Genomic DNA, 13,865 nt, shown 5'->3' with positions numbered 1-13,865 from the left:
TTCAAATTCAAGGACTGAATAGATGACCGATGCCATAAAAAAGCAGCTCGATGAACGTCTGCGCGACGCATTGTTGGCGCTCTATCTGAACAACGTCGCCCCCGCCAATGCCACCCGGCTCAAGAGTGCCCATGACCTCTATGAATACTGGCTGCTAGATGTGCTCGTCAGCCAGGATGTGCCCACCACGCCGGTAGCTTGTGCGATTGCCAGTCTGCAGCAGTACATCAACCGTATATTGATGAATCTGGAGCCCGGCTACGACCCGGAGGACTTCACCGCCGACCACCGGCAGACGTGGCGCAACGAGATGCATCAGTACTCCACCTGGGCCGCCCACCAAAAGTTGCTTTACTTCCCCGCGGCTTACCTGGACCCGGTGCTGAGGGCCAACAGCAGTGATAACTTCCAGCAACTGGAAAACACCCTCAACCAGAACCGGATTCAACCCGAGGCGGTTCAATCGGCGGTCCTGGCCTACCTGGCTCGATTCGAAGAAGTGACCAACCTGGCGGTTCTCAACAGCTATATCGATGGCGAGGACTTTGCCAACAGCACCTACTACTTCATCGCCAAATCCCGCACCGAAAACACCTACTACTGGCGCTCGCTGAACATGGCGCAACGTCCGCTGGACAGTACGTTAGCGCCCCCCTCCAAACAGGATCAGCCGGATCCGTACGCCTGGTCGGACTGGGAAAAAGCCGATGTGCCCATTTCCGAAAGTGCGGTCGAACACTCGATTCGTCCTGTCTGGTTCAACAATCGGCTGTTCGTTGTCTGGGCAGAATGCATTCATCAGGACCCATCAGCCGTCAACACCGACGCCTCGAACGCCAACGCCCTTCTACCGACTGTAAGCCATCCTCTATTGCGATTGAGCTATTGCTTCAAAAAGCAGGATGGCCGTTGGAGCACCGCGCGAGTTGGCCTGCAAGGGTATTGCGAGGACAAGGTACTTGCCAGTCAGAGCCTGGAGGCAATCAGGCCGTTGATAGGTACTGTTGCGGTGCAGCTTCACAACACGGCACGAGACTCGCTCGGCCTCATACTGTGTGCCAAGCGCCCCAGTGCCGACGCCAACGCCACGTCGGTGAAGACTTTCAGTTTTAGCAAAATGGTTTGTGTCGATAAAAATCTCGGCCATGATCCGAACAACTCAGTATCTATCGAGCAAACGGAGACAGGAACAGAGCCTGGTCCAAATCGCAGCTCCGTTGGGGATGATCTCATCGGTCTTCACGATCAGAGGATCCAAACCAAACTGTCCCTTGTGAAAATAGAAGGAGCTGACACAACCCTGCCAAAAAACATCGTTAATACTCTTCCCAACTTCGATGACCAGCTAAACGGCGTCATCGTCAGATCCGCCGACTCGACCCATTACCTGTCTTTCAACGCCGACAACGCATCGCTCCCCCCGACCGTGAGTAGAATTACACTCTACACAGGCACCATAAAGTTTAATCTAGTACCGCCTCAAGAAAGCTTACCGTCCTCCGCCTATATTCCCCTGGTTGATGATTCGAAGCTCACGATGACACTCAGCCCCGGGGCCTTCTATGACCAATATGTATTGTCCTTCGGCAATATGACGAATGTACTCATAGATGATGAAGAATCGCAGAGCCTTACGCTGCCATGGAATCGCGATTTAAGTGGCAAGCTCATTTCCGTCGCGGCGGTCCGATATTTGATCGCCGCCACCAAAAACAACCGTTTGGCTAATGTCCCGATGACCTTCCAAACACCAAAAGAGACTTTTAACATCCCGGCTATCGTTAATTACCAAGAAGAGCTTTTATATAGGAGATATCTTGTCTTCCGTCAGCCGGACACATTGGGTCCTGACACAGTTACCTATGAAGACCTGAAACCTGTCGCGACGACTCCCTTGGTAACGCAGTTACCGGCTATCTATGAATACCCGCTGCACATCGAAGAACTCAGTGAACAGGGCACTACTTTATTTTATGGGGTTGCGTTAGCCAGCCCTCGCGAACCGGAAAAGACAGTTTCCTTCGCCCTCAAAGCGATCACGCTCAATCTGGCCCCTGCACTCTCCCAGCCTCCCGGCATCACTTCCCTACCGACACCCAACCTGGGCACTACCCAATTCATCGACTTTTCCAAGTCCGCCATCAAAAGCAGCGACGGCAGAAGCCAAAAGCGCCAACCGATCAGGCTGAACACCGTATTCGCCGCAGAGTTGATCCGGCGTACCGAAAACAGCCTGGACGAACTGTTTGACTGGACGACTCAACACCTGCCGGAACCCACACTGCCCGATGCCCCAAGCAACAGGATGGACTTCCATGGGCCATACGGTCGTTACTTCACCGAACTGTTTCTCTACGTGCCCTGGCTGGTCGCCCATCGTTTGAATGCCGAGCATCGGTATGAGGAAGCTGAACGCTGGCTCCGCTATGTCTTCGCCCCGGGTCGCAAGAAGGCCGACTGCTGGAGAAGCGTTCCTTTGCTCGACGATGACATGCCTTCGTATTCCCACCAGGCTCCCCACGATCCCCATCAGATTGCCCGCAGTCATCCCGTGCACTTTCGCAAGGCCCTGTACTTCCTGTACCTCGACATCCTGATCAACCGAGGCGATGCCGCGTACCGCGAGCTGACAACGGACAGCCTCAGTGAGGCAAAGCTCTGGTACGTCCGGACACTGGACTTATTGGGGCCACGTCCGACCGTTCAACCGGCCGATCACTGGACGGCCGTCAGCCTTAACGGCTTGAGCACCTCGAATAATGATGACCTACGCCGCTTTGAAAACCGGCTGCCCCTACCAACCGCCAGCCCGCCGTCGCTTGCGCAGGAAGGCCATTCGCAAGCGGCCTTGGCGGCGATCGATAACCCGTATTTGCGCGTGCCGTTCAACCCGCAACTGCTCAAGCGCTGGGAGGCGGCAGAAAGTCGCCTGTACAACCTGCGACATAACCTCGACATGGCCGGCAAGCCGCTGCACTTGCCGATCATCGCGGCGCCACTGGACCCGCGCACCCTCTCCAGCGCCAATGCCCTGAGTCTCTCTGACAGCCCGTCGACAGGCCTGCCGAGCGTCACCATTCCCCACTATCGTTTCACCGTCATGCACAGCCACGCCCAGAACGCCGTGGAAAGCCTCAGCCAATTCGGCACCCTGCTGCTGTCGCTGATCGAGCGCAAGGAACAGGCCCAGTTGCAGGAGCTGCAACAACAGCAAGCCTGGGACCTGGCAAAAATCTCCGTCGACCTGCAACGCCAGGCCTTGATCATCGATCAGCGCAATCGCCAGGCCTTGCTGGCCAGCAAGGCGATTGTCCAGGGCAGGATCAATCACTACCAGCAATTGCTGGACAACGGTATCAGTGGCGCCGAGACCCTGGCCTGCCAGTTGTACTTGAACAGCGGTGCCTCCGAGCTCTCGGCATCGGACGCCCAGATCACGGCTGGCGGCCTGATGATGGCTCCGAACATCTTTGGTTTCAGCAATGGCGGCATTCGCTGGGAAGGTGCCATGCACGCGGCTACCGCACTCGCCCAAGGCGCCGCCATCGACGATCGTACGGCGGCGGCTCATCTCGATCGCACGGCACAGTTCGATCGTCGCGGGGAGGAATGGACCCTGATTCGTGACCAGGCACAACTCGAACTGGCCCAGATCGACGCACAACTGGCGCAATTCACCGAGCAGCAAACCGCCACTCGCCTGCAATTGCGCCTGGCCGAATCGACCCTGGGCCAAGCCAAGGCCCACTACGACTTCCTCAGCAAACGCTTTACCAAGGCGCAACTGTATCAATGGCTGAACAGCCAGTTGGCCGCACTGTATCGCCAGGCCTACGACGCGACACTGAGCCTGTGCCTGGCAGCCGAAGCCTGTTGGCAGTATGAGATCGCCGACTTCGACACGCGCTTCATTCAGCCTGGCGCCTGGCATGCGACCTATCGCGGGCTTGGGGCGGGCGAACTGCTGAAGCTCAACCTGCTGAAAATGCACGCCGGGTACCTGCAACGTCACGAGCGGGAGCTGGAGATCCACAAGACAATATCCTTGCGACAACTCAAGGGCAAAACCGCTGCCAGCTCTCTCAACAAGGAGTGGGCGCAGTTGCACGCCGACCTGAAACAGGGCGGATGCGAGTTCGAGCTGACCCATCAATTGTTCGAAGACGACTACAAGGACCAGCGACATTATCTGCGACGCATCAAAACCATCAGCGTGACCTTGCCCACCGTCGTCGGGCCTTATGAAAACATTCGAGCCACGCTGACCCAGACCGCCAGCACGGTGTTCCTGTCGTCGGGCGATCAAGGCCAGGCCATGGAAAGCTGGCGCGCCAACCAACAGATCGCCCTGTCGACGGGTGTCGACGACAACGGTCTGTTCACCCTGAGCTTCAACGATGATCGCTACCTGCCGTTCGAATACACCGGCGCGATTTCCAAGTGGCAGTTGACCTTCCCGAACCCCGAGGCCCAAAAAGACCTGCTGGAGTCGCTGACCGACGTCATAGTCCACGTGAGCTATACCGCCAGGGCCGGTGGAGGTGTGCAATGAATGAACACGCCCCGCTGCCTGTCACCGCACCGTCCCTGCCCAAGGGGGGCGGTGCCATTCAAAGCATCGGCAAAGGATCGAGCCCCGTCGGCGCCCACGGTGCGGCCTCCTATGAGATTGCCCTGCCCATTTCGCCAGGGCGTGGCTTTGCGCCGCCCTTGACCCTGAGCTATCTCAGCTCGCTCGGCAACGGTGTGTTCGGCATCGGCTGGGGATTGTCGTTACCCAGCGTGGCGCGACGCACCAGCAAGGGTGTACCGGCGTACGCCGAGGATGACGAGATCGTCGGCCCCTCCGGGGTGGCGTGGCTACCCGAGCGCGATTCACAAGGCATCATCGCCGCCACCCGCATCGACCACTACAACGATCTGGACCTGGGCACGCGCTATGCCGTCACCCAATACTTTCCCAGGATCGAAAGCCACTTCGACCGAATCGAGCATTGGTCCTCGCAAGGCGATGAGGCCGGTTTCTGGCTGGTGCACGGTGCCGACGGCAGCCTCCACCTGTTTGGCAAGCACCCGTCAGCACGGCGCGCCGATCCCCAGGATACGAGCCGTGTCGGCGAATGGCTGCTGGAGGAAAGCCTGAACGCCCACGGTGAGCACATCCTCTACCAGTACAAGACAGACACCACCGCCCAACGCTATCTGAGCCAGGTCAGCTATGGCAATTTCAAGGCCGATGCACACCTTTACGGGTGGACAGTGGATCGGCTCGCGAACGTGCAATGGCACTTCGAACTGGTGTTCGACTACGGCGAACGGACCACCGCCTACACAGAAAAACCGGCGTATGAGGGGCAACAGTGGCAAGCCCGGAGCGATGCATTTTCCAGCTTCGCCTACGGTTTTGAGTTGCGCACCGAACGGCTGTGTCGCCAGGTCCTGATGTTTCACCGTTTCCCTGAGGAATTGGGCGCCGCCCCCGTCCTGGTGCGGCGTTTGCTGTTGGATTATCGCCAGACAACCCTGGGTTACCAGCACTTGAGCGCCGCCCATGACCAGGCGTTCGGCGAAGGTGAAGCGGCCGAAAGCCGACCGCCCGTCGAGTTCAGCTACAGCGCCTTCCAGCTTGCGCCTGAGCCCCGCGCCTGGCGACGCGTCCAGGACATGCCGGGGCTCAACGATGGCCGTGGCTATCAACTGGTGGACCTGTACGGCGAAGGGCTGCCGGGGGTACTCCATCGAACCGACAACGGCTGGCATTACCGCGAGCCCGTGCGGGCCAAGGCCGAAGGCAACGACGTGGCCTACGGGCCGTGGCGAACGCTGCCCCACATCCCGGCGACCGACACGGCCACACCGGTGCACCAGGCCCTGAGCGACCTCACGGGTGACGGTCGTTTGGACTGGCTCGTCGCCCAGCCGCAAGTGAGCGGCTTTTTCGCCCTCGATGCCGAACGAAGCTGGTCGGGCTTCGCCACGTTCAATGCACTTGCGTCAGAGTTTTTCAGCCCCCAAGGGCAGTTGGCCGACCTGATGGGCGCCGGGCTCGGCGATCTGGCGGTGATCGGCCCGCGCAGTGTTCGCCTGTACGCCAACCAGCGGGAACACGGCTTTTCGCCTCCCGTGGAAGTCCCTCGCGAGGAAAACGAAGACGCCCTGCCCCTATTCAGTGCCTCAGCCGGCGAGCTGGTGGCTTTCAGCGATGTACTGGGCAGCGGCCAACAGCATCTGGTGCGCATTCGTCACAACGAAGTGAAGTGCTGGCCCAACCTCGGCCGTGGGCGTTTCGGCAACGCCAGGGTGCTGGACTTCCCCGGGCTGGCCTACGACAGCTTCGACGCCGCGCGTATCCGCCTGGCGGACCTGGATGGTTCCGGCGCTGCGGACCTGATCTATCTGCAAGCGGACCAGGCGTTGATTTTCATGAACCGCTGCGGCCATGGTTTCAGCCCCGCGGTTGCCCTGCCCTGGCCGGAAGACCTGCGCTACGATCCTCTGTGCCAGGTCAGCATCGCCGACCTGCAAGGGCTCGGTTGTTCCAGCCTGATCCTGAGCGCGCCGCACATGACACCCCGGCATTGGCGCTACGACTTCGTCAGCGCCAAACCGTACCTGCTCACCGGCATCCACAACAACATGGGCGCCGACCAGCGCATCCGCTACCGCAGCTCGGCCCAGGAGTGGCTGGATGAAAAACTGCAGCGGATGACGGACGGCAAGCCCCTCACCTGTCGCTTGCCCTTGGCCCTGCACCTGGTTTGCGCTCAGACCCAAGTGGATGAAATAACCGGCAATCGACTGACCCAGGCATTCTCCTATCGCCAGGGTTACTACGACGGCATCGAACGTGAGTTTCGGGGCTTTGGCCTGTTGCTGCAAACCGACACTGAAGCGAGCCCCGGCGACACAGAGGTCCAGGCCTTCACCGCCACCTGCCTGAAAAAAACCTGGTTTCACACCGGGCGAAGGGTGAACCTGCCACGCAATGGCTACAGCCGGGCAGACAAGCAAGCCGTGCCGCTGGGCAAGACCTTGCTGTGTCACTGGCCGCCAGAGGCGTTGCAGGATCGCATCATTGCCTCGCCAGATGCGGCGACCGAACTGGAAATGTCCCGCGCCCTGTGTGGCCGGGTACTGCGCAGCGAGGTCTTCGGCATCGACAGACAGCTGAAAACCACCCGCCTGTATTCGGTGGAGGAAAACCGTTATGGGCTACGCCTGCTGCAAGCACCCGACAGCGTTCGCCGGCAGGCCCGAATGTTGCCCCTGCTGCTGGAGTCCATCCGCTACCAGTACGAAGGCATTACCGATGACCCGCAATGCCGGCACACCCTGAACCTGCAACACGACCGGTACGGCGCACTGACCCACAGCGTGGACATCCACTACGCCCGACGAAAAACCGCCAGCGACACACCACCGTTCAGCGACACCGACCCGCAACAGTGGTGGCGCGATGCGCATGACCCGGCGCAGCAGCTCTACTACCTGAACGAAACCCGTGCCGAATTCATCCACTTGCAGGCGCCCCAGCAATGGCGACTCGGCCTGCCTTATCGCCAGCGCACCCAGGCGTTGCAACGCCCCAAGCGCCCTGAAGACGAGGGATTGACCCCACGGGACCTGTCTTTCGAAACGCTCAGTGAGCTCACGAAACAAACCGCCTGGAAAACCCAAGGCGTACTGACCGGCCTGTCCGTGCAGCGCTACAGACACGCGTCGAGCGCAGCGACCCTGCCGGACGGCGTCGCCGATTTTCAGGCCCTGGTCGATCATCTGGAAAGCGCCGAGCTGGATGAAACCGCCTTGGGCGCCTTCCAATTACTGCCACAGGACAGCCGCCCCAAAGGAAAACTATTGGAGCGCATGGGTTATCACCGAATGAGCGATTTTCTTCTCGACACCGCGCCGGAGAAAAAACTCTGGTCAGTCAAAAGCGCTTTCACCACCTACGCGCCATTGGCGGGTTTCTACAAAACCAGAAGCGTACAACCGAGCAAAAGCCAAGGCGTGTACGAGATAGGCCATGACCCATACGTTTGTCTTGTCACCACCTTCAAACTGCCCGACGGCTGCACCACCCAGGCGTTTTACGATTACCGGTCACTCCAGCCCGTGCGCATCATCGACCCCAACGGTAACGTACAGGAAGGCCTGTTCGATACGTTCGGCCAAGTATTGGCCACCTCTTTTCATGGGGACGAGCACCGCACGCCCGTGGGTTTCAAGCCGCTCGCACAGTTCAAACGGCCACCGTTCAGCAGCCCCGCGGCCGCCATCAGACAAAGCGGGGACGCTCTGCAAGACGCCGCCATGACCCTCTATTACGCGCCCTTCAGTTGGATGGGGCATGTATCGAAGGTTGCCCGGGCGGACACCGACTGGCTGGCGCGTTGCGTGGGCAACGGCGACCTGCTGCCCAGCGGCCATATCCGCGCATCGGCCCGAGCCCGCCTGGCGGAGCTTCAGACACCCTCCGCCGACGACCTCAAGCTGAAACACGAAATCGCAGCCGCCCCCCGTGAACCAATACACATCGCCACGCTGGTCGCCGACCGCTTCGCGGATGACCCCCGAAGACAAATCCGCATCGCCGTCAGTGGCTTCGATGGCTTCGGGCGAACCCTGCAAAGCAAGCAACTCGTCGAACCGGGCCTGGCTTATGTCGTCGACGCCAAGGGCGACCTGACACTGGCGGATGGAAAGCCCAAGGAGCAGATCGCAGCCAGGCGCTGGCGTGTCAGCGAACGGGTGGAATACAACAGCAAGGGCCTGGCGGTGCGTATCTACCGCCCATATTTCGCCGACCGGCACAGCCACATCAACGATGCGTCCTTGCGCCAGTCCGGGCATTTCGACCAACACTTCTACGACCCACTCGGACGCCCCAGCCACGTGTTGCTCGCCAGGCAAAATGGCCTCGCCTATCTGCGCCGCCATACACGCCATCCCTGGTACACCGTGGACGAGGACGAGAATGACACGCTGCAGGAAGTCCTGTCCGAACACGCCGCCACGGCCGGAGGTGGCGCATGAACGCACGCCTTCATCACAAGACACCCACGATCAATGCCTTCGACGGTCGTGGCCTGCCCGTGCGGCAAATCGCTTACTACCGGCGCGACGCCCAGGCCCCCTCCCAGGCGCGCATTGCCCAGCAAGACTATGACGCGGCGGGACGAGCGGTGGCGCAGCGTGATCCTCGACTGTTTGCCATGGCGACCGGTGGGGCGAACCTGCGGACGGTCTTCAGTTTGTCCGGCAAGACGCTGTTGCTCGACAGTATCGATGCCGGCTGGCGCCTGTACCTGCCTGGCGATGCCGGGCAGCTATCGCACTGCTGGGATCAGCGGGGCTCCTATTGGCGAACCACCTACGACACGCAACTGCGCATGACGGCCGTCCATGAGCAAGCGGCAGGCGACGTGCCACGCAGGGTCGAATGCCGGCATTACGGCGACAATTCGCCGGAGTCCGCGGTGCATAACCAGTGCGGTGCGCTGATCCGCCACGATGACAGCGCCGGCACCTTGTTGATCCATGACTATGGGCTTTGCGCCAAACCTCTCAGCCAGACCAGGCACCTGCTGGCCACCGCCGAACGCCTGGACTGGCCAGCGCAGGAGATAGATCGCGATCGCTTGCTGGAACAGGGGAACGGCTACACCACGAACTGGCGCTACGACGCCCTCGCCGAGCTTATCCAGCAGACCGATGCCGCCCAGCACCAGCAGCGCTACTCGTTCGATGTCGCCGGTCAACTCAAGTCCGTGGGACTGCAGATAAGCCACACGGCGACCGAAAAAGTCATCATGAGCGATCTGGTCTATAACGCGTCCGGCCAGATCGAGTCCCAGACCGCCGGCAACGGGGTCGTCAGTCACGCCGTGTACGATCCGGCCAACGGTAGACTGACCAAACTGCTCACTTCGCGGGCGGCCAGCACCTTGCAGGATCTGCGCTACACCTACGACCCGGTGGGCAACGTGACGCACCTCGAGGACAAGGCCCAACCGGTGCAGTTCGGCAGTAACCAGCGGGTCGAAGCCGCCAGCACATTCACCTACGACAGCCTTTACCAATTGATCAGCGCGACGGGCCGCGAGGCCGCCGGATTGACCAGCCCCCCGGACCTTCCGGCCCTTGGCAAAACCCCCGTCGACCCGAGTCAGCTGTTCAACTTCACCGAACATTACGAGTACGACACTGGCGGCAACCTGATCGAATTGCGCCATCGTCGCGACGGCAATCACTACACCCGGACCCTGAACGTGGCCGCCGCGAGCAATCGCCTGCGCGCCTGGAATAAAGGCCAATCGACGCCCGACGTGGCAGTGGACTTCGATGCCAACGGCAACCAGCAGGCGCTTTCCCCAGGCCAGGCGCTGACATGGAACCTGCGCAACCAGCTCGACGGCGTGGTGTTGGTGCGGCGTGAAAACGCTGCCGATGACATCGAGCGCTATCGCTACGACAGCGGCGGCCAACGGGTACGCAAGCTCCAGACAACCCAGGGCGCGACACGGGTTCACACTCGGGAAGTCCGTTATCTGCCGGGCCTCGAAATTCGCACACGCGATAATGAACGCCTGGAAGTCATCACCCTGCAAGCCGGTCGCTACAACGTGCGCTACCTGCACTGGACCGAAGGCCGACCGTCCGGTATCGCCGCCAACCAGATTCGCTATGGCCTTGGCGACCACCTGGGCTCCAGCTCACTGGAACTCGACGACCAGGGCGGCCTGATCAGCCAGGAAAACTACCTGCCCTACGGCGCAACCGCCTGGCAGGCTTCCCGCTCGGCCGTGGAAGCCGACTACCGGACCCTTCGATACTCCGGCAAGGAACGCGATGCCAGTGGCCTGTATTACTACGGGCAGCGGTACTACGCGCCGTGGTTGCAACGCTGGATCAGCCCCGACCCGGCAGGGGCGGTCGATGGCTTGAACCTGTATGCCATGGTGGGAAACAACCCCCTCAGGTTTGTCGACCGTCAAGGGTGGATGAAGGAGGATTTCATCCAATGGATGAAAGAGGATGGCCACGCCCGTTCCCTGAAAATGATGCAGCCGCCACCGACGAAACAAGCTAAAAAACGTGCCGGCACTCATCAGGAAGGCCCTCCAGACCCCGACGCCAGCCCCAGTTTCAGCAAAACCAAACGCAAGGAGCTGGTCGTTCACTCCCATGGCTTGGTCGAGGGCTTGGGCGTGGGCCTCAACGAATTCTACAACCTCACCGGGCCTAAATCCGGCCCGGAGGGATACCGCGGCGTAGACAAGGCGTATGACGGTACCGCCGAAAGCAAGCAGTTCTACCTGAACTTCGGAAGCTACAGGATCGGCAATACCCACGATTACCTGGCCGACTTGGCCGAACGATACAGCGCGACGAAAAACGATCCGATCCATAAAATCGAACTGGATCTTGACGAGTTAAAGAGCGAGCCGACGCTGAGCAGGACCGTCGAGGACGTCCATGAACTGCAGCAATACACCCAGAACCTCATTGCCAGGCACATTGAACAATCCAATAGCATCATCCCCATACGCACCGGGGGACCAGGGGCTCATGGAGAAGTCCGCCTGATCAACTCGGTCGTTGCGCTCTACCCGGGTCAAGCTGAAATGAAGCTGTCGAACACGCAACTGTTCACCCACAAAATAACCGGCGTGGACGAACCGAAACCTTTCATTGCCTGCTTCAATTGCAGCGGCATCATTCCGCAAAACGTCAGTATCCAGACGGGGCGCCACGCTATGGACTATGCGAAATACAACGAGCATGTCTTGGCTATCAATCGTGCTCCGCGCCCTGGTCTCAGTTCCTGACTGCACCTGGCCAACTCAAACCCGCTCGGATCCTGCCAGGCCTGGGGGATCCGAGCGGGGGCGCCTCTCAGACATTGATCGCATTGGTAAACACCAACCGATTCCCAAACGGATCGACCACCGTCATGTCCTGGCTCCCCCAGGGCATGGCCTGGATCTGGGGGTGGGCGTAGCGATACGCCTTGTCCTGCAATTGCTGTTGGAACGCTTCCAGCTCATCGGTCTCTATCCGCAGGGCCGAGCCCGGCGTGCAATCGCCATGGTGCTCGCTCAGGTGCAACACGCAGTCGCCACGGGAGACCTGCAAGTACAACGGGAAGTTGTCACCGAAGCGATGTTGCCAGTCGACGGTAAAGCCCAGGAAGTCGACATAAAACGCCAACGCCTTGGTTTCATCGAAGATCCGCAGGATCGGGGTGGTTTTACCGAAGCTCATGGGTTGCTCCCTGGCTGAAAAGACCCAGTTTAGATGGGTTGACTCCAATGCTTCGGCCTTGGGTCCGGCTTCTTTAGTGTCGCAGTGCCATTATTGTGACGCCAATTTACACAATATCAGCCGCTTACACGCCATTCGCCGGGCCAAACCCCTGACGCAAGTCGCCCTCCCGCGCCAGGAATCGCCCTTCCCGGCGCCCGTTTGCCTGCCCTTCGTGGTAGCTCAAGACACCATTGACCCACACGCCATCAATCCCTTCGGCAGCCCGTTGAGGTTGGTTGAAATCGGCCACGTCGCGAATGGTGTGTGGGTTGAACAGCACCAGGTCCGCCCAATGGCCTTCACGGATTTCACCACGGCCTTTCAAGCCGAAGCGCGCCGCCGACAGACCGGTCATCTTGTGCACAGCGGTGTGCAACGCAAACAGCCCGACATCACGACTGAAATGGCCCAGCACCCGTGGGAATGCGCCCCACAAGCGCGGATGGGGAAACGGGTCTTCGGGCAATCCGTCGGAGCCGACCATGGACAGCGGATGGGCGAGGATTCGGCGGACGTCGCCTTCGTCCATGCCGTAGTACACCGCACCGGCCGGTTGCAGGCGCCGCGCCGCTTCCAACAGCGACACCGCCCATTCGCGGGCGATGTCGGTCAGGTCGCGTCCGCCCATTGACGGGTGCGGTGTCGACCAGGTGATGGTGATGCGATGGGCATCGGTCACTTGCTTGAGATCCAGGGTCGAGGAGCTGGCCGCGTAGGGATAGCAGTCGCAACCGACCGGATGGGTTTTCGCCGCGTGCTCCAACGCCGCGAGTACCTGCGGGCTGCGTCCCCAGTTACCGGCCCCGGCACACTTGAGGTGGGAAATGATCACCGGGCTCTGCGCATGACGACCGATCTGGAACGCCTCGTCCATGGCCTCGAGCACCGGCTCGAATTCGCTACGCAGGTGGGTGGTGTAGACCGCGCCGAATGCACTCAACTCTTCGGTCAGTTGCATGACTTCGTCGGTGGACGCCGAAAATGCGTTGGCATAGGCCAGGCCGGTGGACAAACCCAGTGCACCGGCCTCCAGGCTTTCGCGCAATTGCCGACGCATGGCAGCGATTTCGCCCACCGAGGCAGTGCGCAACAAATCATCCATGTGATTGCTGCGCAACGCCGTGTGCCCGACCAACGCGGCCACGTTGACCGCCGGTTTGGCCGCCTCTACCGTCCCCCGATAATCCCCGAAGCGTGGGTAGGCGAAGGCCTGGGCCGTGCCGAGCAGGTTCATCGGGTCCGGCGGATCGCCCCGCAGGCTCACCGGCGAAGCGCTGATGCCGCAGTTGCCGACGATCACCGTGGTCACGCCCTGGCTGAGCTTGGGCAGCATCTGCGGTTGGCGAATCACCACCGTGTCGTCGTGGGTGTGCACATCGATGAACCCCGGCGCCAGCACACGACCGGCGGCGTCGATGTCTTCCAGGGCCCGGGCATCTCCCAGCTCGCCGATGCGTTCGATGCGACCGGCGCGAATGCCGACGTCGGCGTGGTAACCGGGGCTGTCGCTGCCGTCGATAACCAGCGCATTGCGAATAAGCGTGTCGTACAGCATG

The 13,865-nt window shown here is 60.6% G+C and carries 5 protein-coding genes; 3 read left to right on the top strand and 2 right to left on the bottom strand.

Annotated features, from left to right (window positions below):
• Positions 1 to 22 precede the first annotated feature (22 nt).
• Genes IB266_RS24360 through IB266_RS24350 form a run of 3 tightly spaced genes read left to right on the top strand, consistent with a single transcriptional unit; the run spans position 23 to position 11,831 of the window.
• Positions 23 to 4,552, top strand: coding sequence for a neuraminidase-like domain-containing protein (locus IB266_RS24360; RefSeq protein WP_192262914.1), 4,530 nt, complete (start codon positions 23 to 25; stop codon positions 4,550 to 4,552).
• On the top strand, positions 4,549 to 9,036 hold the full coding sequence (locus IB266_RS24355) for a SpvB/TcaC N-terminal domain-containing protein (RefSeq protein ID WP_192262912.1): 4,488 nt from the start codon (positions 4,549 to 4,551) through the stop codon (positions 9,034 to 9,036). The genes IB266_RS24360 and IB266_RS24355 overlap by 4 nt, the downstream gene beginning before the upstream one ends.
• On the top strand, positions 9,033 to 11,831 hold the full coding sequence (locus tag IB266_RS24350; protein WP_192262910.1) for an RHS repeat-associated core domain-containing protein: 2,799 nt from the start codon (positions 9,033 to 9,035) through the stop codon (positions 11,829 to 11,831). The genes IB266_RS24355 and IB266_RS24350 overlap by 4 nt, the downstream gene beginning before the upstream one ends.
• Before the next feature lie 67 nt (positions 11,832 to 11,898).
• On the opposite strand, the gene IB266_RS24345 is transcribed toward IB266_RS24350, so the two are convergent.
• The gene (locus IB266_RS24345; RefSeq protein ID WP_192262908.1) at positions 11,899 to 12,267 is read right to left on the bottom strand and encodes a glyoxalase superfamily protein; all 369 of its coding nucleotides are present in this window, start codon (positions 12,265 to 12,267) and stop codon (positions 11,899 to 11,901) included.
• A 124-nt stretch (positions 12,268 to 12,391) separates the two neighbouring features.
• Positions 12,392 to 13,864: an N-acyl-D-amino-acid deacylase family protein gene (locus IB266_RS24340; protein WP_192262906.1), complete on the bottom strand. Its 1,473-nt coding sequence runs from the start codon at positions 13,862 to 13,864 to the stop codon at positions 12,392 to 12,394.
• Between the last annotated feature and the right edge of the window lies 1 nt (position 13,865).

It is taken from the genome of Pseudomonas sp. Pdm06, assembly GCF_014851795.1.
In the GTDB taxonomy this organism is placed as follows: domain Bacteria; phylum Pseudomonadota; class Gammaproteobacteria; order Pseudomonadales; family Pseudomonadaceae; genus Aquipseudomonas; species Aquipseudomonas fluorescens_AA.
The sequence above is the reverse complement of the archived record's forward strand: the minus strand, read 5'-3'. Positions and strand labels throughout refer to the sequence as shown.